Source organism: Leptospiraceae bacterium (genome assembly GCA_025059995.1).
Classification (GTDB): Bacteria; Spirochaetota; Leptospiria; order Leptospirales; family Leptonemataceae; genus SKYB61.
On sequence record JANXCF010000004.1, the window covers coordinates 185,551 to 207,857 of the forward strand.

General features: G+C 33.7%; 25 protein-coding genes. 7 read left to right on the forward strand and 18 right to left on the reverse strand.

Translation table 11 applies throughout. The annotated features are described in order from the left end of the window. Nucleotides 1-61: 61 nt before the first annotated feature. Genes NZ853_07480 through rpsP form a run of 10 tightly spaced genes read right to left on the reverse strand, consistent with a single transcriptional unit; the run spans nt 62 to nt 5,347 of the window. The gene (locus tag NZ853_07480) at nt 62-493 is read right to left on the reverse strand and encodes a YraN family protein (GenBank protein ID MCS7205522.1); all 432 of its coding nucleotides are present in this window, start codon (nt 491-493) and stop codon (nt 62-64) included. After that, the gene (locus tag NZ853_07485) at nt 490-1,698 is read right to left on the reverse strand and encodes an HD domain-containing protein (GenBank protein MCS7205523.1); all 1,209 of its coding nucleotides are present in this window, start codon (nt 1,696-1,698) and stop codon (nt 490-492) included. The genes NZ853_07480 and NZ853_07485 overlap by 4 nt, the downstream gene beginning before the upstream one ends. Beyond that, a complete protein-coding gene (locus tag NZ853_07490; GenBank protein MCS7205524.1) occupies nt 1,646-1,921 on the reverse strand; it encodes a hypothetical protein in 276 nt (91 codons plus the stop codon). The genes NZ853_07485 and NZ853_07490 overlap by 53 nt, the downstream gene beginning before the upstream one ends. 25 nt (nt 1,922-1,946) lie before the next feature. Then, a complete protein-coding gene (locus tag NZ853_07495) occupies nt 1,947-2,147 on the reverse strand; it encodes a hypothetical protein (protein MCS7205525.1) in 201 nt (66 codons plus the stop codon). A 48-nt stretch (nt 2,148-2,195) separates the two neighbouring features. Further along, entirely contained in the window at nt 2,196-2,939 is a 744-nt protein-coding gene (locus tag NZ853_07500; protein ID MCS7205526.1) for a ribonuclease HII, read from the reverse strand. Next, a complete protein-coding gene (rplS, locus tag NZ853_07505) occupies nt 2,940-3,389 on the reverse strand; it encodes a 50S ribosomal protein L19 (protein MCS7205527.1) in 450 nt (149 codons plus the stop codon). Then, entirely contained in the window at nt 3,382-4,131 is a 750-nt protein-coding gene (gene trmD, locus NZ853_07510) for a tRNA (guanosine(37)-N1)-methyltransferase TrmD (protein MCS7205528.1), read from the reverse strand. The genes rplS and trmD overlap by 8 nt, the downstream gene beginning before the upstream one ends. After that, the gene (locus NZ853_07515; protein MCS7205529.1) at nt 4,131-4,766 is read right to left on the reverse strand and encodes a PRC-barrel domain-containing protein; all 636 of its coding nucleotides are present in this window, start codon (nt 4,764-4,766) and stop codon (nt 4,131-4,133) included. The genes trmD and NZ853_07515 overlap by 1 nt, the downstream gene beginning before the upstream one ends. Nucleotide 4,767: 1 nt before the next feature. Then, a complete protein-coding gene (locus NZ853_07520) occupies nt 4,768-5,034 on the reverse strand; it encodes a KH domain-containing protein (GenBank protein MCS7205530.1) in 267 nt (88 codons plus the stop codon). Beyond that, a complete protein-coding gene (rpsP, locus tag NZ853_07525) occupies nt 5,015-5,347 on the reverse strand; it encodes a 30S ribosomal protein S16 (GenBank protein ID MCS7205531.1) in 333 nt (110 codons plus the stop codon). The genes NZ853_07520 and rpsP overlap by 20 nt, the downstream gene beginning before the upstream one ends. Before the next feature lie 102 nt (nt 5,348-5,449). Between rpsP and NZ853_07530 the strand changes: the two genes are divergently transcribed. Further along, nucleotides 5,450-5,746: a 4a-hydroxytetrahydrobiopterin dehydratase gene (locus tag NZ853_07530; GenBank protein MCS7205532.1), complete on the forward strand. Its 297-nt coding sequence runs from the start codon at nt 5,450-5,452 to the stop codon at nt 5,744-5,746. Here the strand turns inward: NZ853_07530 and NZ853_07535 are convergent. The 4 genes from NZ853_07535 to galE form a co-directional block, all read right to left on the reverse strand. Beyond that, nucleotides 5,736-7,427, reverse strand: a complete 1,692-nt coding sequence (locus NZ853_07535; GenBank protein MCS7205533.1) for a glycerol-3-phosphate dehydrogenase/oxidase — start codon at nt 7,425-7,427, stop codon at nt 5,736-5,738. The two genes, NZ853_07530 and NZ853_07535, sit on opposite strands and share 11 nt — an antisense overlap. A gap of 3 nt (nt 7,428-7,430) precedes the next feature. Next, complete coding sequence (locus tag NZ853_07540) at nt 7,431-8,597, reverse strand: MaoC family dehydratase (protein MCS7205534.1); 1,167 nt, start codon at nt 8,595-8,597, stop codon at nt 7,431-7,433. A gap of 287 nt (nt 8,598-8,884) precedes the next feature. Further along, nucleotides 8,885-9,757 (reverse strand): hypothetical protein, encoded by an 873-nt coding sequence (locus NZ853_07545; GenBank protein MCS7205535.1) that lies wholly within the window; start codon nt 9,755-9,757, stop codon nt 8,885-8,887. Beyond that, entirely contained in the window at nt 9,750-10,727 is a 978-nt protein-coding gene (gene galE / locus NZ853_07550; protein ID MCS7205536.1) for a UDP-glucose 4-epimerase GalE, read from the reverse strand. Before galE ends, NZ853_07545 begins: the two co-directional genes overlap by 8 nt. Nucleotides 10,728-10,821: 94 nt before the next feature. On the opposite strand from galE, the gene NZ853_07555 reads away from it, so the two are divergent. The 3 genes from NZ853_07555 (at nt 10,822) to NZ853_07565 (ending at nt 12,733) form a co-directional block, all read left to right on the forward strand. After that, a complete protein-coding gene (locus NZ853_07555; protein ID MCS7205537.1) occupies nt 10,822-11,073 on the forward strand; it encodes a hypothetical protein in 252 nt (83 codons plus the stop codon). 89 nt (nt 11,074-11,162) lie between these two features. Beyond that, nucleotides 11,163-11,807, forward strand: a complete 645-nt coding sequence (locus tag NZ853_07560; protein MCS7205538.1) for a ThaI family type II restriction endonuclease — start codon at nt 11,163-11,165, stop codon at nt 11,805-11,807. After that, nucleotides 11,792-12,733 carry a site-specific DNA-methyltransferase gene (locus NZ853_07565; protein MCS7205539.1) on the forward strand — a complete coding sequence of 314 codons (942 nt, stop codon included), beginning with the start codon at nt 11,792-11,794 and terminating at the stop codon, nt 12,731-12,733. Before NZ853_07560 ends, NZ853_07565 begins: the two co-directional genes overlap by 16 nt. A gap of 69 nt (nt 12,734-12,802) precedes the next feature. Here NZ853_07565 and tpx read toward each other — a convergent pair whose 3' ends face one another. Continuing rightward, nucleotides 12,803-13,300, reverse strand: coding sequence for a thiol peroxidase (tpx, locus tag NZ853_07570; GenBank protein MCS7205540.1), 498 nt, complete (start codon nt 13,298-13,300; stop codon nt 12,803-12,805). 217 nt (nt 13,301-13,517) lie between these two features. Here tpx and NZ853_07575 point away from each other — a divergent pair, with 217 nt between their 5' ends. Then, nucleotides 13,518-14,552, forward strand: a complete 1,035-nt coding sequence (locus NZ853_07575) for a M23 family metallopeptidase (GenBank protein MCS7205541.1) — start codon at nt 13,518-13,520, stop codon at nt 14,550-14,552. Between the two features lies 1 nt (nt 14,553). Here the strand turns inward: NZ853_07575 and uvrA are convergent, their stop codons facing one another. Further along, nucleotides 14,554-17,340, reverse strand: coding sequence for an excinuclease ABC subunit UvrA (uvrA, locus tag NZ853_07580; GenBank protein ID MCS7205542.1), 2,787 nt, complete (start codon nt 17,338-17,340; stop codon nt 14,554-14,556). Between the two features lie 181 nt (nt 17,341-17,521). On the opposite strand from uvrA, the gene NZ853_07585 reads away from it, so the two are divergent. Both NZ853_07585 and NZ853_07590 read left to right on the forward strand, forming a co-directional pair. Next, nucleotides 17,522-18,343 (forward strand): DUF1295 domain-containing protein, encoded by an 822-nt coding sequence (locus NZ853_07585; protein ID MCS7205543.1) that lies wholly within the window; start codon nt 17,522-17,524, stop codon nt 18,341-18,343. Then, nucleotides 18,340-19,359: a class I SAM-dependent methyltransferase gene (locus tag NZ853_07590; protein ID MCS7205544.1), complete on the forward strand. Its 1,020-nt coding sequence runs from the start codon at nt 18,340-18,342 to the stop codon at nt 19,357-19,359. Before NZ853_07585 ends, NZ853_07590 begins: the two co-directional genes overlap by 4 nt. Here the strand turns inward: NZ853_07590 and NZ853_07595 are convergent. After that, a complete protein-coding gene (locus NZ853_07595; GenBank protein ID MCS7205545.1) occupies nt 19,349-20,839 on the reverse strand; it encodes an aromatic amino acid ammonia-lyase in 1,491 nt (496 codons plus the stop codon). The two genes, NZ853_07590 and NZ853_07595, sit on opposite strands and share 11 nt — an antisense overlap. Continuing rightward, nucleotides 20,826-22,241 carry a DNA photolyase family protein gene (locus NZ853_07600; GenBank protein ID MCS7205546.1) on the reverse strand — a complete coding sequence of 472 codons (1,416 nt, stop codon included), beginning with the start codon at nt 22,239-22,241 and terminating at the stop codon, nt 20,826-20,828. Before NZ853_07600 ends, NZ853_07595 begins: the two co-directional genes overlap by 14 nt. Between the last annotated feature and the right edge of the window lie 66 nt (nt 22,242-22,307).

A 22,307-nucleotide genomic window follows, 5' to 3' on the forward strand; every position in this document is an offset into this window, starting at 1 on the left:
CCATCCTTGGATTTACTGAATCATTCGACCTGTTGTAGGATTTTGAATAGAATTTTTCGAACTAAAAGAAAATATTTTTGTAATGCTTGATTTCTCGATCTTGTATCCAAATCAAATCAAACGAAACACCTACATCCCAAACCGACATTTCTTTAAGAAAATTTATAAAATTTTTAAACTCATTTAAATCTTGATACATCTCCAAATTCTGCCTAACCATTTTCAAAAAAACTTTATAAGCTTCGTAAAGTAATTCTTTTCTTTTGGAATTTTCTCTCAAAAGCGGATGAATGAAAAAATTCTTTTTCCAACGTTTGACTTCAACAAAGTGCAGTCTTTTCTCCATCTGATGAAAAGCGATGATATCAATTTCAACTTTTCTTTTTTCAGTTTGTATCAGAAAATTATGCTTTAAAACATCATATTGACGATTTTTTAAATAATCAATCGCTATTTTTTCGGACTCATGCTTAAAGGAGTTTTTTTCCTTCACATTAAGCTCAGGATGTCTATGTTTTCTTCTTTTGCATCCAATACCTTGATAACGGTGATCTGATGTTCTTTTGCAAGATCCAAAAAGTAATTCTCTTCGATGTGTTTGCCTTTGGGATCAAAAACTAATTTCACTAAAGGTCGTAGTGGGGATTTGAGGTTTCCTTCAACAACAATTGCCTTAAAACCATTAGATAATTCCACCAAACTTCCTATCGGATAAATGGAAAGTCCACCTACCATAAAACGTAAAATCCTTGGATCCAGATGAGAGGCTTCTTCTGAAAGTAAAATTTTCATGGCTTCATAAGGGATTCTGGCTTTTCGATGGTATCGATCCTCCAACATGGCAGTATAACGATCTGCAATAGCGGCTATGCGAGCCATCAGGTTGATATCTTCTTTTTGTAATTTTTTTGGATAACCTGTTCCATCGAAGTTCTCATGGTGTTGCAAAGAAACTATTGCTAAGTTTTGCTTAACATAAGCATCTTGAGTTAAAACTTTAAAACCAAATAAAGTATGATTGTAAAAAATCTTTTTTTCTTCTTCAGTTAATGGATAATTCTTTTTTCTTAGTTCTATAGGGATAAAAAACATCCCAACATCCATTATCATCATAGAAAAAATCAGCTCATGCACTCGAATTTTACCTAGATTGATCAACTTGCCTAAATATCCTCCATATAATGCTGCATGAATTGAATGTTGTATCAAGATATCATCAGATATCCGAATTCCCAATAGTAAGATGGGGAAAAAACGATAATCCATAACAACACCAGCAAGATACAACGCATCCGATAGAACTTCGTGATTATTAAAGTGCTTTCTTTCTACAAGAGAACGAATGTTTTTTTGTAGCTTTTTTCCAATTTCGAAAACTTGCTTTTGGAACTCATCCCGATATTCTTTTGCCTTTTCGAATTCTTTTGAAATCTTTACGTTCTCTAAATCTTTTGCTCCACCCTGAGGTAGTTGAACTTTTTCTTCAACAACAGAAACTTCCTCCCCATCTGTATAAACCTTATCGATACCCCATTTCAGTAGTTTTTCAATATCACTTTTCTTGATGGTTTCGTAGGCTCGAACTAATACATTATTCTCGTCAATGTAAACAGGTGCAGTAAACGACATTCCCGATTTTAGTTGTTCAATTTTGATTACTTTTCTTTTTGAGGTAGCCATCTTTATATAATATACCATAAATCTTCGCTATTGTAAAATACAATTCCTTCGGGATTTCCCAATTTAAGGGAATCTTATCTAAAATAGACGTTAGGATTTCATCTTTTATTAAGGGAATTTTATAATTTTCTAACACTTTAACAAAAAAATCGGAATTTGATGTATGGATCTTAAAGCAAATTCTTGGAGCTACATCAACATCGGGTTCATACTTTAATCCAATAAACTTTTTTCTTTTCATTTGAGACTCTCTTAGTTAAATTAAATCAGAAGTCAGATGTTATTGATAAAATTTTCTTTTTGGTTTTTTCACTCAGTATTTCTTTAGGATCATGTAGAATTATTTTGTGAATTTTTTGTTCATTATACAAAATAGAAATTCTGAGCTGAATATCTCGGATCTCAAAACTAAAGTGTTTTAAGTTCGTTTCTTTTTGGAATAAAGTATCTTTGAAATAATTGTTCACACAAGCTTGAATTTTCATGGAAAAAAAAACGGAATTCAAAAAAATAACTTAATATGCCTTAAATGATCCTAAAAAACTTTTGCGATGGAACTCGCAAATCCCATGAATCCGTATTTTTTCAAAATGGGATTTTGTTCCATAGCCCTTATGTCTTTCGAACCCATATTGGGGATATTGTTTGGCTAATTCCATCATCCACAAATCTCGTGATACTTTTGCAAGGATTGATGCAGAAGCAATGGAAAATACCTTATCATCCCCTTTTATGATATTAGAAATTGAAATTCGATACGTTTTTGTGTTTTTATAAAGTTCTAAATTGATTTCGTTTACTAATTTAGTCTGAGATATTCTTAAACTTTCTAAATCTTCATGTAATTTGCCAAACGAAAAGCGATAATTACCATCAATAAGAAATTTAATGTTTATTATGTCATCAAGTTCAATCACATCATTTATCAAAAACAGAATACCCTTTTCGATGGCAGAGTTAATCCCGTTTTGATCAATATAATCAGATGAGACAGAATAACTTTTAGAAAAAAAAGCAGTTTTTTTGATTTTTTCGTATAGTTCTTCTCTTTTTGAAGGTGTTAATTTTTTTGAATCCCTTACTTTTGATACCCAATCAAAATCGGGTTTCTCGAAGAAGCTTTTCGAAAAACCCACCCCACCGATGAAAACAGGACCTGCAATTGCTCCACGTCCTGCCTCATCAATACCAATAACAATGTCATATTGTTCGAAAAAACTCTTTTCAAAAGAAAAAGTCAGTTGACTATGAAAATTCAATTATTGATAAACTTCTTTCACTTTTGCGGATTTTCCTATTTTTTCTCGTAAGTAATATAGTCTTGCTCTTCGGACTTTTCCTTTTTTTACTAATTCAATATTAGCTATCCATGGGCTATGATAGGGAAATGTTCTTTCTACCCCCACACCATGTGATATTCTACGAACTGTGAAAGTTTTGTTAAGATCCTCACCTCTTATGCGAATAACGGTTCCTTCAAATATTTGGATTCGTTCTTTGTCTCCTTCTTTTATAATGGTGTGGACCCTGATAGTGTCCCCAGGACGAAAATCAACCCATTTCTTTTTTTCAAATAAGGGCGATTTTTTAACTTTGATGGGTTTTCCATTGATGAAAATCTTAGAATGTTCTGTTTTTTCTTTTGTAGTGTCTTCTTGAGTTCCTTCAGATAATTGTTCTTGGTTATTCACCTCTTGTTGACTATTCATTGGTTCTGTGTTCATTTTTAAGACCCCTAAGATTGAGATTCCATCGAAGTTTTCTTCTGTTGGTTCTTTCCAAACTTTTTTCTTTACGCCACTTGTCAATAAGACTGTGATTTCCAGATAACAAAATTTCTGGAACTTTCCAACCTTTGTATTCTCTTGGCTTTGTATATTGAGGGTATTCCAACAATTTTTTTTCTTCTTTGTATTCTAAAGAAAAACTTTCTTCTTCTAAGCTTTGAGGTTTTCCTACAAAACCGGGTAAATACCTCATAAATGCATCGATAAAGCATAGAATTGCTAAATCACCTGAATTCAAAACAAAATCACCAATACTTACCTCCAGATCAACCAAGTGATCTAAAATTCTTTGATCAAAACCTTCATAATAACCACTCAAAAAAGTAAGTCCATGGATTTGGTTTTTTTTTAACTCATCATGCAAAGATAAGATAAAATCCTGGGTTAACAAAATTCCCCCTGGTGTCATAGCAATCACTGGGTAAGAATTCTCAAATGATCGTAGAGCTCGATCTACTGGCTCAATTCTTAAGATCATCCCCGTGCCACCGCCAAAAGGCTTTCCATCAATGATCTTTTTCTTGTTTTTGACTATGGCAAAATCAAGAAGATTGGCTATGCGATAATTAATGATTTGATTTTTGAGGGCTCTTTTGGGCAGACCTGTATGGAAATAAGCTTCAAAACGTTCCGGAAAAAGCGTTATGATTTGAAATAAAAACATTAAGTCTCAAGAAAGTATTCCCAATCTTTAATAATGATTTTACTCACTCCTTTGGTATCTTCATGAAACACGATTTGGCAAAATTCATCTACAAATGGAACTAAAATATTTTTCTTTTTTAGTTGTGGTATAAGTCGGATTTCTAGTATGCCATGAGCCGAGGTTTCCATGTAATCAAATACATTACCAATAAGATTCCCTTTTGTATCATAAACCTCTTTATTTTTGATTTTGAAAAAATATAATTCATCCTTTTGTTCCAAAACCTGAATAGGAATACAAACCCAACTTCCAATTATTGTATCAGGCAAGGGTTCATAAAACTCGATGAATAACCCCATGCGTTTTTTTCGTATAACACGTTCCAAAATTCGAATTTTAAATATTCGATATTTTAGTAATTGAGAAGTTCTTATAAAACCTTCAGAAGAAACATCATATTGAATGTTTTTTTTCTCTTGCTTGGTTTTGAAGTTTCGTCCTTTTCCCAATAACTGAACTACAAAAGCATCAAAAGGAATTTCAATCTCTTGAAGGGAATCACCTTTGGTTGAAACAATAAGTTCGTTTTTATTTACGAAAAAATCTTGGATAAATCCAATAGGGATCAAAGACTCTAATCCAATTTTGCTCAATTTAGTCTATGATTTCAACAGAATAGTTTTTTTTGTCCCGATTATTAACTGCTTGAATAATCATACGAATGGCTCTAATCACACTTCCATTTTTTCCAATGATTTTTCCCACATCGTCGGGATGAACCCGAATTTCTATGATGGTTTCTTGTGTTCCCTCGACTTTTTGAATTTTCACTTCTTCAGGATGTTGGACTAATCCTCTAATTACGTAATCCAAATACTTTACGGGTTCTAAGTTTACTGCATTAGGATTGATTTTTCTCATTCTGATTTGCTTTGGATTTCAACCGAGCTTGGTATTTTTGTTCTTCTTTTTTTAATACAAAATTGGGGATAACAACACCTGCTTTTTTGAAAATTGCCAATACCGTTTCAGTTGGCCAAGCCCCTTGATTTAACCAATATTCAGCTCTTTCTTTTTGAACTTTGTAAAGAATTTCTTTTTCATTCGCAGAAGGGTTATAAAATCCGACGGATTCAATGTATTTTCCATCTCTTCTTTTTCTCGAATCCACCACTACAATTCGATAAATGGGCTTTTTCTTTTTTCCAAACCTATGCAATCGTATCTTTACCACAAAAACCATAGATTATATGGGTAATCTTATGTCAAACAAAATCAAATTTGTATTTTCATGATAATTGAATGTTTTTTTCTTTATTTTTAATTTATTAAACTCATGGAGAAACTTCATAACCAAGAGATAGAACAAATTTTACAAACTGAACTAAAACAATGGCAATGGAAAGATGATCGTTTAATACGCACGTATCATTTTAAAGATTTTAAACATGCTTTGAGTTTTATGGTATTGTGCGGACTAAAATGTGAACAGATGGATCACCATCCCGATTGGAAAAATGTCTACAACAAAGTCTTCATAGAACTTTATACACATTCGCTAAATGGAATTTCTTCAAAAGATGTCGAATTAGCCAAATATATGGAAGGAGTTTATCAAAAGTTTATGCCTTGACTTGCTTTAATACTTCAGTGGGATAACTACTTAGGGTATTTTCTACTTCTTTTTTGACTCTTGTTTTGGTCCATTTAAGGGATTTTCCTACAAATTCTGCTATGTTCGTTAAAACATTCTTATCGGGGACTCCGTAGGTTCCATAGCCTATTCTTCTTCTTACAATATCTTCTAAGGTTCGAGCTCCTTCATATTCAAAAGCAAACTGGACCTGAGCATAAAGTTCACGATTGGGAAATGAATCATCAATGGGTTTTGCCAATTTTGGATTTTCGTGGATGAGCTTCAATATTTCAATATGCTCAGTCCCATAGAGAGAGATCAAATACTTATGTTGTTCAGAGTTAATTTCTTTGATTTTGAATTCTTTCAAAGCAAAATCTTCATATACTGAAAATGGATTCGAATATCCAGGCGAACCAAAAAGAGGAAGAATGGAGGTATCAACGTTTTTCGATGTTCTTTGGAATTCAGGAAATTCCATGTAGATTTCTTGAAGAACATCTTCTCCGATTTTTCTTGCGGTGGTCCACTTTCCCCCTACGACACTGAAAAGTCCTTTCCAACCATCTTTTTTGTGGCTGAAAACTTGATGTTTTCTTGTCGCTAAATAGGTTTGATTTTGAGAGTAAAGTAAAGGTCGAATCCCTATGATGACATCTTGAATTTGTTCTTTTGTGATCATTTTTTTTTCGAAGGTCTGATTGATTTCTTGAATGAATGTTTCAATCTCTTCTTTTGTCGGTTGAAGATCATCAGGATCTCCATCAAAAGGAGTATCCGTTGGACCAATCAACGAAAAATCAAGCCATGGTATGATGAAAAAATGCCTTTTGGACTTTGTTCGAAGTAAAACGGCTGATTTTACGTTCCAAATAGGTTTTGTAAGAAAGTGTATCCCCGTCGATCTTTTCAGAATCTTGACGGGCTGGCCAAATATTCTTGATAACAACAAATCAGCCCAAGGACCAGTCGCATTTACAAATACCTTTGCCTTGAAGGTAGCAGTTTTTCCCGTGAGGGTATCTTTTACTTCGACCCCTCTTAATTGAGAGAGATGATGATTCTTTTCAACAAGAAAATTTTCAATCTCTACGTGATTATAAAACTTTGCTCCCTTTTCATGGGCACTTTTTAGAAACGCCAAAGCAAGTCTTTCTGGATGGATATTCAAGGCATCATAATACAAAAACCCTCCCTTAGTTAACTCTCTTAATTCTGGGAGGATTTGGTCGATTTCGCTTTTCCCAAGAAATTTTGAATTCGGTATGTAGGATTCTTCGGGTAAATATCGATTTCGATCAAAAGACAATAGATCATAAGTTTTTAATCCCAAAAAGAGAAAAAAAGGATTTGGTTTCGTCCAAGGCAACACTGGGATTAAAAAAGAAAGAGGCTTTACCAAATGAGAAGCCGAGAGCATCAAAATCCTTCTTTCTTTCAATGACTCACGAACCAGATCAAACTCAAAATTTTCTAGATAACGTAATCCTCCATGAATGAGTTTTGAAGTCGAAGCACTGGTTGCGCAGTAAAAGTCATTTTTCTCAATTAGTCCCACAGAGTGCCCACGTTCAGCAGCTTCCCTAGCAATTGCTAAACCTAAAATCCCACCACCAATGATCAAAATGTCAAAGTCTTCCGAACCTTGAATAGCCGTATTGATTTTCAAAGAAAACATGACTTACATTCGCTTTTTAATCAAAACTTTTCTTTCAATCTCGAAAATTTTGTTGGGGATTTTTTCTTTTCCTAAATCCTTTTTGTCATTCTCTTTTATGAACAAGTCTTCTCCATATTTGTCTAAAGCTTCGATTGTTTTGATGTTTTTGACCCCTATGAGCTGTATCTGAAGTATTCCTGTTCCGGGAATGGGTCCTTCTTCTTTTCCTATAATTCGTGATATTGCTCCAATGGTATCTCCCGCAAAAGAAGGTTGGGTATGATATCCTTCTGTGTAACCCAAATCCCAAATCATGTTTTCCGTAAGATCCCGGGATGCAAGTCCCACCAACCAACCAAAGACCAATCCTCCATATACGATCGGTTCACCACTCATTGGTCCACTCAGACTTGTTGAATATAAGCGATCATAGTGTAAGGGATGAGTATTTCCTACCCGATAGGTCCATGCAATGTGTTCTTCTGTGATCGTCCTCATGTTTTTATGAACGAAAATTTGACCTACCTCAAAATCTTCAAAATAAGTGTTATTTAAAGTATAATTAGCAATAATGCTTTGATCAATATTCTGAAGTTTCAATTCTGGTAGTTCTAATTGTGGATCAAGAACCTCAGGAAATTCTTTAGGATATTCTACAATATTGGTTTTTTCTTTGGATGGAGCTACCATGATTTTTCGCTCGTATTGTATTACTACTTCTCCATTCTGATTTATGCCAATTGTTTTAACATGAACAATTCCGGGTTTGTCTTCTTTTGATTTTTTGGAGATCACTTTTGTTCTAGCACGAAGGGTATCCCCAGGATATACTGGTTTCAAAAACTGAACGTTGTAGTATCCCAAGTTAGCAATCGCTTTTTCTGAGTCGTTTTGAACTCCCAACGACAAAGTAATATTAAACACCAAAAGAGGATGAACCAACAGATCACGAAAACCATGAGCTCTCGCATAAACTTCACTCAAAAATAGAGGAGAAGCTTCATGAAAGGTAGTAGCATATTCGATAGCAAAACTTTTAGTTATTGTGATTCCTCTTGGATGAATGAAAACATCCCCATCATGATAATCATCCAAATACCTTCCATATTCCTTTTGTATGATTTTTTCTTTGGAAAAGGGAACACTTTTGGATTTTTCTTGGATTTCAGGATATTTTATTTTTATCATAAATGCGTAATTTTCTAAGTAATTCAACAATCAATTATTTTATTTACATTTGTTTCAGAATTTAACAAAAAAATGATTATGAATCTCAATAAAATTTATGATGGACTATGATACAAAAAAAATTTGATTTGATTTTTAAGAGAATTCAATTTTAATTGCATTAGATCATTAAAAGGAGGTGAATTATGTTTAGAGGAGACTTAGTGGATTTACTTATATTTTTTACCATTGCCTTCGCGGTAGGTATGGTTATATACATAATTTTTATGTTAAGAAAAAAGACATAATCAAGGCTGATAAACACTCGATGAAAAGAGTGGAGTTTCTTTTGAGGTTTTGAAGGATTTTGAAACTTTTTCTCTATAAAGTGGCAAAAGTTGGGGGAATTTCTTCAAACAATCCTCAGATGAAAAAAAAGAAATTTTTAACTTATGGAAATGGGGTTGGGTTAAACACAACATCTTATGATCATTACGATGAGTTGTGATGATACCTTCAAGAGTATCAAGAAAAACACCCACCAATTCCCTATCTTCTTTTTTTACGTTTTGTTTTTGGAGAAGTCTTTCTTTTTCTTGAGCAATCAGTTGTAAAAGATCAGGCCTTGTCATATCAAAGAAATTTTCTTTCGTAATTACCTGAACTTTTTCCAACATTCCATTGATTAACGAAAATTTACAAAACAAAGAAAGAAATGGATCTCGAATTGACTGGGTTTTAATGCTTGCTTGTAGCCAAATTTGATTTTTGATTGTTTGCTTACAATCCAAAAAATTTCGTAGATCAACGATCAAAGGATCAAAAATAATAGAAGGATGAATGGTATCTCCACTCAACAAAAACTTCATCGTGTCATCATCGTTTATGTCCAAAAGAAACAAAAAAGCTTCATAATAATATTCAGGCTGGGGTTTTTTCTCTAACAGAGAAATGTAAAAATCCTTCGCCAAACCATAGGTTTCCTTATGCAAAGAGTAAATCCTTGCTTTCCATAGTAAGTATTCTTCTTCTTTGAGAGATTTTTGTTGGAGTTCCACTTCGTAGATGGTTTGTAGGATTTTGTTCCACTCTCCTTTTTGAAAATACATCTCCAGTTTTCGAGAAGTCTGAAAACTACAACTAACAACGAAAACAATTAAAATGAATATTAACTTATGCATTTTTTTGATAAGTTTCCCACATTGTTCTTATAATAGTTTCTGGATCTGAAAACTGTGGATTCCAATTCAAAATGGTTTTTGCCTTTTGCGATGAGGCAAGCAGTTTTACTGCATCTCCTTTTCTTCTCGAACCGATTTCATAAGGAACTTTTTTGTTAGTAACTTTCTCTGTGATTTGAAGAACCTCTAAAACCGACATACCCTTTTCTGAACCTAAATTAACGACAATATTTTGATTTGTATTCATGATATAATCCATTGCCAACAAATGGGCAGAGCTCAAATCATTCACATGAATATAATCTCGAATACATGTTCCATCGGGTGTGGGGTAATCATTTCCAAATACCTGCATCTTTTCACGTTTGCCAATCAAAGTCTCCATAACAACAGGAAGAAGGTTTTGAGGGTTATTTTCTAAACCCAAGACCCTTCCTTTCACATCATAACCCGCTGCGTTAAAATATCGAAGGGAAGCATAACGTAAATCCGTTAATTTTGAAAACCATTCCAGATTGTCCTCAATAATTTTCTTTGTAAAGCCGTAATAGTTCGTTGGTTCACGCGGATGTTCTTCATCAACAGGTAGATACTTGGGTTCGCCATAAACTGCTGCACTCGATGAAAAAATAAAAAAACGAATATGATTCTCAATCATTGCTTCTAAAAGAGTCAAAGTACCTCGAATGTTGTTGCTTGAGTATTTTGTGGGCTGGAGCATGGATTCACCTGCGGCTTTACTTGCTGCGAAATGAAAAACCACATCAGGTTTATACGAGATTAGTTTTTGCAAAACCTCAAAATCTTGGAAATTTCCTTCAACGAGATAATACTTAGGATGTTGGACGATGTTTTTTCGGTTTCCAGTAGAAAAATTATCACAAACTATCACTTCAATATTTCTTTCCAACAAATCCCAAACTACATGGGAACCTATATAACCCGCTCCTCCAATTACCAAAGCCTTCATAAAAACAAAAATCCGAAAAAAAATTTTACTTATTTTTTGTCAAAGTTTTTCTGCTTGAAAATGAAAACGCAAATAAACAATCTTCTTTTTTATCATGGAACAAAATGGTATCTCTGATTTGGATGAACTTAAAAAATTCATAGAAGAAAGAAACGAAAAAGTGCGAAAAGAACGTAAAAGGTTAATCAATGTCTCCCGAATCAAAGACTACATACGAAAACAAAAATGCGAAATCAGCGAAGAAACGATCGATGCTATTGATCGTAAAGTATATGAACTCATCAACCAAGCCATATATCGAACCAAGGCAAACAAAAGAATCACCATCCGCCCTCACGATTTATGAAGAATGATTTAAACTTACTAAAAGACTCACAAAAAAAAACTTTAAATTTTAAACTATAAGCAATAGATACAGATGACGAAATTTTTAAAGTGGGAAATCTTCTAGTTGAAATCTTTAAAGATCAAATGCTAATTCAAAAGATACAAAAGAAACTCCCATATTTATTTAAAATTGCTGAAATAGAAGTTTCGAAAGGTGGACGAGTCGGAATGGAAGTAGGAACTTTAAGAGAAAAAATGATAATTGCTCTTTTAATGTATAAATTTGGTATCGAACGTGTTCAAGAAGTTCCAATCACACAACACGAAACAGATGTAATAATAGTAGGGCATCAAAATCCAATATCCATAAAGACAAAAACAAATACTTCGTTTCGCAGTGTTAAGTTGATTTGGACAGTAGACTGGAGTAAAGTAGAATACTTTTATGAAAATTATGAACCCAAAACCGATATCATACTAATCACAATAAAATGGTGCTCTGAAGGTATGTTTTGTTATATACCAAAAGATAACCAAATCGAAGTCTTTAATTCTCTTGGTAGAGACAAGTATATTAATAAACCAAGAAAAGGAACAAACCCTCGTGGGATTGAAATTAATCCAAATGCATTAAAAATATGTGTTGACAAGTCTATACAAATGGGATACTATATATCTGTTAACTGGTTTATACCACATGATTTAGAATATAATCCTTATATAAAATGGATAGAATTATGGAAAAAAAAATAAAGACAAAAACTTCTACCCACAGCTTTGGTTCTAAGGGGAGGATCTCCCACAATTCTCAGAGCTTCTATTCAAGGAAAATCATCGAGAGCTTCAAAGAAAAATATCATTTTGAAAATCTCAAAGAAAATGTTTCTGTTGCTGAAAACCTAATACCTCCCTTTTTGAAAAATACCATCTTAAACCAATCCTCAGAAAATATGAAGGATTTACCAGATCGAAGCATTCATCTTATCATAACTTCACCACCTTATAATGTTGGCAAAGAATATGACCAAGATATAAGTTTCGATGATTATAGAAATTTTTTAAAACAAGTCTTTAAGGAATGCTATAGAGTTCTTACATGGGGTGGAAGGATTTGTATCAATATCGCAAATCTTGGTAGAAAACCCTACATACCATTACATGCATTTCTCATACAAGATATGTTAGAACTTGGATTTTTGATGCGGGGAGAGATTATTTGGGTGAAGGAAGGAGGCGGTGCTCCCTCCACTGCTTGGGGCACATGGCAGTCAGCAAAAAATCCCATTCTTCGAGATGAACACGAATACATATTGGTTTTCTCAAAAGGCGAATACACAAGAAAAAAAGAAAAAGACAAAAAAGACACTTTAACCAAAGAAGAGTTTTTAAACTACACAAAAAGCGTTTGGCACATAAAACCCGAATCCGCCAAAAAAATAGGACATCCTGCTCCTTTCCCAGTTGAGCTTCCCGTCAGACTCATCAAGCTCTTCTCTTACACTCAAGATGTTGTTCTTGACCCTTTCATGGGAAGTGGACAAACCGCCATTGCCAGCCTCATGACAAATCGGTATTACGTCGGCTATGAAATCCACCCCGAATATGTAGAATTAGCAAACATAAGAATCAAAGAATTCCTCAAAAACCCATCATTGGCTCAAAGAGAATTATTTGTTTGACTTATTATAACCAACAATTCTTTACTTTAGAAAATACAATTATGTCAAACTAATTTGCATTCTAAAAAATCACAAGTTTTTTAGAACATCATCGTAATCAGGTTCTTGACCAATCTCTGGCACAACTTGAGTATAAGTTATTTTTCCTTTTTCATCCACGATAAAAACCACTCTTGCTAAACAACCTTTTAACCCACCTTCGGCAATCACAACACCCCATTTCTCCATGTCTCGATAGCGAAAATCCGATGCCACAACAAGATTCTTGATATTGAAACTATCACAAAATCTTTTTTGGGCAAAAGGCAAATCCATCGAAACAACATAGACATCAACATTTGGATACGTCACTACTTTCTCATTGAAGGTTTTGGTTTCTTTTTCGCATACGGAAGTATCCAACGATGGAACAGTAATCACAAGTTGCTTTTTTCCGTTTGGGATACCAATCACTTTTTCTTCTAAGTCTTTTGTAACAACCACTGATGGTGGAGCTGTATCTCCTGGTCTAAGGGGGGTTCCAATCAATTGTATGGGATTTCCTTTGAGGGTTACAGTTGCGCTCATAAAAACTCCTTAAAGTAGGGATAAAAATCAAATAAAAACAAAGCCATAAAACTCAAATCGATTTTTTTTCAAACCCTCAAAATAAGTCAAACTCCAATCTTTTTAAAAGAAAAAAACTGAAATCAAAATGAAAAGGAAAAGAATTTTATCTCCCAAACACAAAAAACAATATCTGTTTGACAAAAAAATCTTTATTCTAATTTTGCATTTAGCTATTATGTGGAAAAATTTTGAAACTCCCAAACTTAATCCAGACCAAATAAAGCAACGTCTCCAAAAGAAATTTTCTGAAAGACTCACCATCATGTTGATACCTCATGGAAATGAAAAAATCTATAGCATACACATTAGCTTTTTGGTTCTCGTCTTTTTGTTGGGTTTATTTGTTTTCTTGATTATCGTAGGATTGAATGCTTATCTACGATATAAAGAAATATCTCAAAAAATTGAAGAATTACAACACCTCTACGGAAAAAACTATCAGTTTATTTTTTATCTACAAAAAGCATTGATGGAAATCCAAAACTATAACAAACACCAAATCAATAAAAATATACAAAATATTTATGAAGTCATCCAAATCCCATCTTCTAAGTTGAAGGTGGATTTTTCTGATATCTCAGAAATCGTAGAAGAAAAGATCAACAAAGAAATAAGTGAAAAAAAAGAACTCCCAACTGGATTTAAATATATCAAAGCTACTTATATAGCTTACAACATCAAAGAGTTCCTTCAACTTCAAACCGATGTTTTAAGAAAAATCGAAAAACTCCAAGACAAAAAGATTGATTTTGTTTATTCCATTCCGAACGGTAGACCCGTTTATAGAGTGAATGACACTTCCGGGTATGGGATTCGTTTGGATCCTGTAACAAGAAATCACTTTGAATTTCACACAGGTATGGATATGGCGGGCTCTTATGGAGATCCCATCCTTGCTACAGCCGATGGATATGTATATAAAGTTTTTTACGATCCCGGTTATGGAAATACCGTCATTCTAAAACACCCCTCGGGTTATTATACCCTCTATGCTCATCTTTCTCGAGCATTGGTTCAAACCAATCAAAGGGTTTATAAAGGACAGGCAATCGCCCTAATGGGACTTTCGGGTAGAACCACAGGAGTTCATCTTCACTACGAGGTTCAACTCCCAAACCAAGATCGTGTCAATCCCATTTCGTTTGTTTGTTTAACGGATTTGTTAACCTCCAAGTGTAAAAGATACAATCGAAACTTCGAAGAAGATTAACTCACAAGTATTTTTTCAAATAAAAACCCGTATAGCTTTCTTTGACATTCATGATTTCTTCGGGTTGTCCTTTTGCAACAACAAAGCCACCTCTTTCTCCTCCTTCAGGTCCAAGATCAATCACCCAATCCGCTGTTTTGATCACATCCATGTTATGTTCAATCACAATCACGGTGTTGCCGCGATCTACAAGTTCATGCAAAACATCCAAAAGCTTTTTGATATCATGAAAATGTAGTCCTGTCGTTGGTTCATCTAAAATATACACAGTTTTCCCTGTGCTTCGCTTGGACAGTTCTGTTGCAAGCTTGATCCTTTGAGCTTCACCTCCCGAGAGAGTAGTGGCAGGTTGACCTAACTTAATATAATCAAGCCCTACTCTGATTAGGGTTTCTAATTTGTTTTTGATGACTGGGATATTTTCAAAAAAGCTAAAAGCATCTTCGACCGTCATTTCTAACACATCATAAATAGATTTGCCTTTGTACTTGATTTGTAGTGTTTCTTTGTTGAATCTTTTCCCACCACACACGTCACAACTCACAAAAACATCTGGCAGAAAATGCATTTCAATCTTAATGATTCCTGCACCATCACAATTCTCGCATCTTCCCCCTTTGACGTTGAAACTGAATCTTCCTGCTTTATATCCATGAAGCTTTGCTTCAGGCAGACTCGCAAATAATTCCCTGATGGGAGTAAAAACCCCCGTATAAGTTGCAGGGTTGGATCGGGGAGTTCTTCCAATGGGTTCTTGATCAATTGCTATTACTTTATCGATATGATCTAACCCTTCAATCTTTCGAAATCCAACGCCACCCTCTACTTGTTTTTTTCTTAGACCTTTATATAAAACTTCATTGATTAAAGTTGACTTTCCTGAGCCCGAAACTCCCGTGATGCAAATAAACATACCCAACGGAAATTCTACATCGATATGTTTTAAATTATTCAAGTGAGCTCCATAGAGTTTGAGAAATTTGCCATTCCCTTTTCTTCGTTGTTTTGGAACTTCGATTTTCAGTCTTTTGGATAGATACTTCCCCGTCAAACTTTCAGGATGATTTTTGATTTCTTCTGGAGATCCCATAGCTACTATGTTTCCACCATGTATCCCAGCACCAGGTCCTAAATCAATGATATAGTCTGATTGGAGCATAGTATCTTCGTCATGTTCTACCACAATCACAGTGTTTCCTAATTCTTTGAGATTTTTTAAGGTTTGAATGAGTTTGTCATTATCCCGTTGGTGTAGTCCAATCGATGGTTCATCCAAGATATAGATCACTCCTGTTAAGGACGAACCAATTTGAGTTGCCAAGCGAATCCTTTGGAGCTCCCCACCTGATAGGGTTCCTGCAGAACGAGACAATGTCAAATACCCCACCCCTACGTTGTTTAAAAACTCCAAACGCTTGATGATTTCTTGTAAAACCCTTCCAACAACTTTTTCTTCATATGCAGTCAAAGAAACATTTTTAAAGAATTCTAAACATTTTTCAATAGGCATATCCACGATATCTGAAATGGTTTTTTGATGGAACCTTACTGCCAAGGACTCAGGACGAAGTCGCCTCCCATGACAAACCGGACAGGTCTTTTCTACCATGAATCTTTTGTACCATTCTTGAATGTCTTCTGATTTGGTTTCTTTGAATCTTCTTTGTAGAATCGGAATTACTCCTTCAAAAATAGGAAATCCTTTTTCAAAATAACCATACAAAATAGCTTTTTGTATGTCTTTGGATAGATTACACCAAGGTTCTTTGATTTGAAAGTTGAGTTTTTTTGCTAAGATTTCGAACTTTTCATAGATATACCGAGACTCATCAATCTTTCCAAAAGGCTCAATGGCTCCATCAAGGATGGATTTATAGGGATTTTGAATGATCAATTCTTCATCGAATTCCAACAAAAACCCTAAACCACTACAATGAGAACATGCTCCCAAAGGAGAGTTAAATGAAAAATTCACAGGTTTTAGTTCTGGAAGGGAAACCTCACAATGATGGCAATATAACTTCGATGAAAACACAACTTCGTGGATTTGATGGTCATGTTCATGTAAAAGTATTACTGTATCATTTCCTTCTTTGAGGGCAAGTTCTACACTATCATATAAACGACTTCGGTTCTCATGCTTTAAGATGACTCGATCCACCACCAAGTCAATGCTGTGTTTTTTATTTTTATCCAGTTTGAATTTCATATTTTCCAAAATTTCATCGATTTGATAAATGGTTCCATCAACCCTTGCTCGTAAAAATCCATTTTTCTTAATACTTTGGAAGATTTCTTTATGTTCTCCTTTACGATTGATCACTAAGGGAGCAAGAACCGTCAACTTGGAATTTAAAGGAAATTTATAAATATTTTCAATGATTTGATCCACAGATACCGATTGTACCTCACGACCGCACAAATGACAATGGGCAACACCTACATTTCCAAATAGCAAGCGAAGATAATCATAAATTTCTGTGATGGTTCCTACGGTAGAGCGAGGATTGTTATGAGTGGTTTTTTGTTCAATCGAAATGGTAGGACTTAAACCCTCAATCACATCCACATCAGGCTTATTCATTAGCCCTAAGAATTGTCTTGCATAAGCACTTAATGATTCCACGTATCTTCTTTGACCTTCTGCATAAATGGTGTCAAAAGCCAAAGAAGATTTTCCAGAACCAGAAACCCCTGTGATAACCACCAATTGGTTTCTTGGAATCTTTAACGTAATGTTTTTTAAATTATGTTCCCTTGCTCCTTGTATATAGATGTAATCTCGCATAGGTAGATGTTATCATCTTTTAATTTAAATTTGATTGTAAACTTTTTTGTTTTTTCTGAAACTTAAAGCTTATATAACACTTAGTATATTAAGAAGAACTATCATTTATAAACGAAATCAAATTTTTAAATTTGCGTTAAAAATCTTCGCCCTTAAAGATTTCATCATTATTTTAATTATTATGGATTACATAATATTATTAGAAATTTTCATTCTTAGTTCATTAAGCATGATGATCTCTTTTCTAGTTGGGAAAATTATTCATAATTTTGCCGTAGTAGATTTTACTTGGAGTTTTAATTTCTTTTTGATTAGTGTTTATCTTTTCAATAAGTTAGAAGAAATCAATCCTGTTCAAGGGATTTTCTTAATTATGGTTTCCCTTTGGAGTCTTCGTTTAGCTTTCTATCTCCTTTTTGCTCGTATCATCAACCAGCCAGAAGAAGGAAGGTATGTCCGACTTCGAGAAAGTTGGAAAGATCATCTTAATTTAAAGTTTTTTCTTTTTTATCAATTTCAAGCCCTGACGAATGTGATTCTTTCCATTCCATTTCTTTTGATCTTTTCCCAAGAAAATAGCCTTCTTTTTAACCATTACTTGGGAATATTTGTTTTTACTTTGAGCCTGATTGGTGAGTCAATTTCTGATTTTCATTTATTTCTTTTCAAAAGGAAGCCCTCCAACCACAACAAAACCCTAAGGACGGGGCTATGGAGATACTCACGACACCCAAATTATTTTTTTGAGTTAGGAATCTGGCTATCTTATGGAATTTATCATATGAATGCACCGTTGGGGTATTTAGGATTTCTTTCTTTTTTTATCATTTTGTATTTTATACTTTATGTAACCGGAATTCCGGCTACCGAAGAACAAAACCTCAAATCCAAAGGAAAAGAATATTTAGACTATATTGCAACAACATCTCCATTAATTCCCATGCCGCCGGCAATGTATCAAAAGTACCAAAAATGGAAATCCCTTTTTAGGAGTAAGCTATGAAGGATCAAGCCCACATTGCAGAGAAATTACCTGAGTCTTTACTAAAAATCATCATCAACTACTTGAATAAAAAACGCATTCGAGAAGAAGACCTAAAAGACCTAGAAAAAAACCAAGAAAAATTCTTAAAAATAATCGATGAACTCAAAAAGTCTCCGATTGCTTTAACTCCTGAACTTGCCAATCAACAACATTATGAATTACCTTATGAATTTTTTGAACTAGTCTTAGGTAAATACAAAAAATATAGCTGTTGTTATTATGACTCACCAAATCTTTCATTGGATGAAGCAGAAAAAAAGATGTTGGATTTATATATCGAACGTGGTGAGATGAAGAATGGTCATTCAATTTTAGATCTAGGTTGTGGTTGGGGTTCTTTTTCTCTTTACATAGCTGAGAAGTTCCCTAAATCCAAAGTGGTTGCTGTAACAAACTCAAAGCTCCAGAAAGAATACATCGACAATCAAATAAAAATCCGAAAACTCAAAAATTTAAAAGTCATAAAAGCTGATATGAATGTATTTGAAACAAAACAAAAATTCGACCGAGTCATCTCTGTCGAAATGTTTGAACATATGAGAAATTACGAAAAACTTTTAGAAAAAATCTCAAGATTTATGAACAAAAATGCAAAACTTTTCGTTCATATTTTTGCTCATCGTCAATTTCCTTACTTTTATGTGGTTCGAGATGAAACCGACTGGATGGCAAAATATTTCTTTACAAATGGCATCATGCCATCGGCGAACTTACTCCATTATTTCCAAAAGGATTTATATATTGAAAAAGAATGGTATGTTAATGGTAGGCACTACTATTATACATCTTTAGCTTGGCTTCAAAATTATACGAAAAACAAAGATAAAATCCTTGAGATTTTCCGTAGAGTCTATGATGATCCCGAGTTGTGGTTGATCCGATGGAAAATTTTCTTTTTAGCTGTGGCAGAGTTTTTCAAAACTAACAAAGGAACCGAATGGTTTGTGGTTCATTATCTTTTTGCTAAGAAGTGATTTGATAAAATTTCCTTTTCACTTTTTGAATTAAATGGCTAAGATTTTCGCTTCCAAAATGTTTGATTATATAACTAAAGTATTGATTTACTCTAAATGAAAAATGAGTTACTTTTTGTGAATGGGTTTTTGATAAAAGTTGATTAAAATTTAAGATCACGATAAAATACGAAATCACTAAATCGAGTAGTAGATCCAGTTGTTGGTAGGTTTTTCGAACACTGAGGTTAGCCATAGGAACAATGTCTTGATTGCCTCCATTTGTAGGAACAGAATAAGTAGAATGAAAATTCCCCTTTGCCCGCAACTCCGCAATAAGAGACGATGACAAGAGCTCCAAACCTGCCAATCCAAAAGATTCTTTTGGTTCATGACTTCCCAAAAACGTAATTGGGTTTATATCAGGATAAAGCAGAGTCTTCATCAAACGTTCAATCCAAACTCCTAATTGAACCATCAAAAGATTCAACTGGTCCGATAAAAATGCTAAGTTTTGTCCGAAAAAGTTTCCCCCATGAACTACCCTATCACGTATGATTAGAGGATTATCATCAATTGAAAACAGTTCTTTTTGGAATGAAGTTGCAACATGTTGGAACTGCTCCCAGACAGCTCCTAAGATTTGATATCCACATCGTAAAGAATATATTTCTTGTAATGGTCTTGGAAAATCTAATGATATTTGATGTTTATAAAACCTCCATAGTTCATCTTTTTCTTTGATTAGATCATGATGCATAAAGCGATTAAGTTTCAAAAGTTCGTTATCGAAATGTTCTTCGTTCGCATTCAAAAGAATGTAATTCAAAAGAAAAAGCTCATGAATAATTTTTAATAACTCAAAAAAACGATATAAAGAAAAAAAGAAATAGGCTTTTGAAACACTTATTCCATTAATAAAACTCAATACTTCTTTTTTATGAAGTTCTAAAACTTTTATTTGAAACTTTTTTATAAACTTTTTTGATGGATAGATTTTGTTATTTTTTTTTATGAAACTTTTAGACCTTCCAATGAGAGAATTTAGAATCATTGCTAATGGGATCAAATCCCCACTTGCTCCTAAGCTTCCTCGTTCAAAAACAACAGGAAAAGCCTTATGGTGATAATAAAATAAAATAAAATCCAAAAACTCAGTTCTCACTCCAGAAAAACCTCTACTCATCGTTAACACACGAAAAAGCAAAGAATATTCGATAACCTCCTCTGGGATAGGGTTTCCAGTTCCTACAATCAAGTGGTCTAAAAATTCAACTGAACTCATTTGATTATCGAATTTAACAAAAGGTCCTAAGCCAGTGTGGATCCCGTAAATCTTTTGGATTTTCTCGAGCTCCAAAAACCTATAAAAAGATTCTTGGATTCTTTTTCTTTGTTCGTTTGAAATTAGGATTTCTTTTTGATTGAGGGTAGCAAGATTTTCTATGCATTCCTCATAGCGAATGTGTTCCCAGTGAAATATATCCTCAATGTTGAGCATATTGTTCTACTTTTTTGAATAGCTTGAGGACTTGTTCTTTTGAAACCTCATGATCAACGATTGGCTTGAGATAATTATTTTCATCAAAATCAGGAATCCACTTTTTAATGTATTGATAATTTGGATCAAATTTCTTTTGTTGTAATAAGGGATTGAAAATCCGAAAGTATGGTGCCGCATCAACACCAGTTCCACTACACCATTGCCAATTTCCTACATTCGATGCCAACTCAAAATCCATGAGTTTTTTTGCATAATACCTTTCCCCAAACTTCCAATCAATCAATAAATCCTTTACAAGAAAATTGGCACAAACCATACGAACTCGATTGTGCTGGTATCCTGTTTCATTGAGTTCTTTCATTCCCGCATCTACGAGAGGATAGCCTGTTTCTCCACTACACCAGCGAAGAAAATCTTCTTCGGCTTTCTCGTCCAACTCAGGATTTCTCCATATATCCCTCAAGTATTGGTATTTTGGGTTCCACTCTTTATTTACTGACTCAGGGAAAAAATACAAAATCATTATATAAAACTCACGCCAAACTAATTCTTCGATATATTTGATACTTAAATTAAAAGTTGTCTTTATGATTTCTCGAATGCTTCTTAGACCAAAGCGAAGGTGAACACTGATTTTTGAAGTCCCACTTTCCAAAAAGGGAAAATCACGATTCTTTGCGTAGTTTTTCAATAAAACTTCATCGAGATTTGGATTAGGAAGAACATAAGAAACTTTTTGGAAATGCATTTTTTCTAATACCGGATTCGGAAATCGACCCTCATCGATGATATTTAAATCCTCGTAGATTTGATTTTGTTGCTGGAAGAGTTTTTTGAATAAATCTTTGTTTTGTTTGATCATTTCTTTGGAAATGGCAAAATTCAAAAGCTCTTGAGAAGGATAAATCTTGAGTTGTTGAAGTTCAAACTTTTTAAACCATTGTTTTTTATACTGAGAATATACTTTGTAAGGTTCTTGTTGGGGATTTAGGATTTCTTCTTTTTCAAATATTACATGATCTTTGAAGGTGAAAACTTTTCTTTTATAACTTTTGTAAAGATTTTTTACCTTATCATCACGTTCTAATGGATAAGGTTCATAATCATGATTGAAATATAGACACTGGATTGGAAGGATTTCTAAAATACTTTGATGAATCTTAACAGGATCACCATAAAAAACCATCAAAGATGAATTTCTTTTTTCTAATTCAGTTTTTAAAAACAAGACCCTATCAAAGATAAGGCTTACTCTTTTATCGTTGATTTCTAATTCTCCTAAAATATTTGTGTCGAAGATAAATAATAGTAATGAAGGAGTTTGAGTTTTTAAACATTCCCATAATCCTACATTATCATCCAATCGTAGGTCCCTTCGAAACCAAAATAGATTAAACATAAAACAAAAAAAGAAAAATTCTTTTAATAAGTCAAAAACTTTTGTCGTATCTTTACAAAAAAGTTT

Coding starts and splice junctions, on each gene's coding strand:
- uvrA (MCS7205542.1), bottom strand. CDS start 17,340: ATGCGAGATTACATCTATATACAAGGAGCAAGGGAACATAATTTAAAA.
- NZ853_07530 (MCS7205532.1), top strand. CDS start 5,450: ATGGAGAAACTTCATAACCAAGAGATAGAACAAATTTTACAAACTGAA.
- NZ853_07485 (MCS7205523.1), bottom strand. CDS start 1,698: ATGGTATATTATATAAAGATGGCTACCTCAAAAAGAAAAGTAATCAAA.
- NZ853_07590 (MCS7205544.1), top strand. CDS start 18,340: ATGAAGGATCAAGCCCACATTGCAGAGAAATTACCTGAGTCTTTACTA.
- NZ853_07585 (MCS7205543.1), top strand. CDS start 17,522: ATGGATTACATAATATTATTAGAAATTTTCATTCTTAGTTCATTAAGC.
- rplS (MCS7205527.1), bottom strand. CDS start 3,389: ATGAATAGTCAACAAGAGGTGAATAACCAAGAACAATTATCTGAAGGA.
- NZ853_07555 (MCS7205537.1), top strand. CDS start 10,822: ATGGAACAAAATGGTATCTCTGATTTGGATGAACTTAAAAAATTCATA.
- tpx (MCS7205540.1), bottom strand. CDS start 13,300: ATGAGCGCAACTGTAACCCTCAAAGGAAATCCCATACAATTGATTGGA.
- NZ853_07535 (MCS7205533.1), bottom strand. CDS start 7,427: ATGTTTTCTTTGAAAATCAATACGGCTATTCAAGGTTCGGAAGACTTT.
- NZ853_07595 (MCS7205545.1), bottom strand. CDS start 20,839: ATGCTCAACATTGAGGATATATTTCACTGGGAACACATTCGCTATGAG.
- trmD (MCS7205528.1), bottom strand. CDS start 4,131: ATGTTTTTATTTCAAATCATAACGCTTTTTCCGGAACGTTTTGAAGCT.
- NZ853_07490 (MCS7205524.1), bottom strand. CDS start 1,921: ATGAAAAGAAAAAAGTTTATTGGATTAAAGTATGAACCCGATGTTGAT.
- galE (MCS7205536.1), bottom strand. CDS start 10,727: ATGAAGGCTTTGGTAATTGGAGGAGCGGGTTATATAGGTTCCCATGTA.
- NZ853_07540 (MCS7205534.1), bottom strand. CDS start 8,597: ATGATAAAAATAAAATATCCTGAAATCCAAGAAAAATCCAAAAGTGTT.
- NZ853_07600 (MCS7205546.1), bottom strand. CDS start 22,241: ATGTTTAATCTATTTTGGTTTCGAAGGGACCTACGATTGGATGATAAT.
- NZ853_07520 (MCS7205530.1), bottom strand. CDS start 5,034: ATGAGAAAAATCAATCCTAATGCAGTAAACTTAGAACCCGTAAAGTAT.
- NZ853_07565 (MCS7205539.1), top strand. CDS start 11,792: ATGGAAAAAAAAATAAAGACAAAAACTTCTACCCACAGCTTTGGTTCT.
- NZ853_07575 (MCS7205541.1), top strand. CDS start 13,518: ATGTGGAAAAATTTTGAAACTCCCAAACTTAATCCAGACCAAATAAAG.
- NZ853_07545 (MCS7205535.1), bottom strand. CDS start 9,757: ATGCATAAGTTAATATTCATTTTAATTGTTTTCGTTGTTAGTTGTAGT.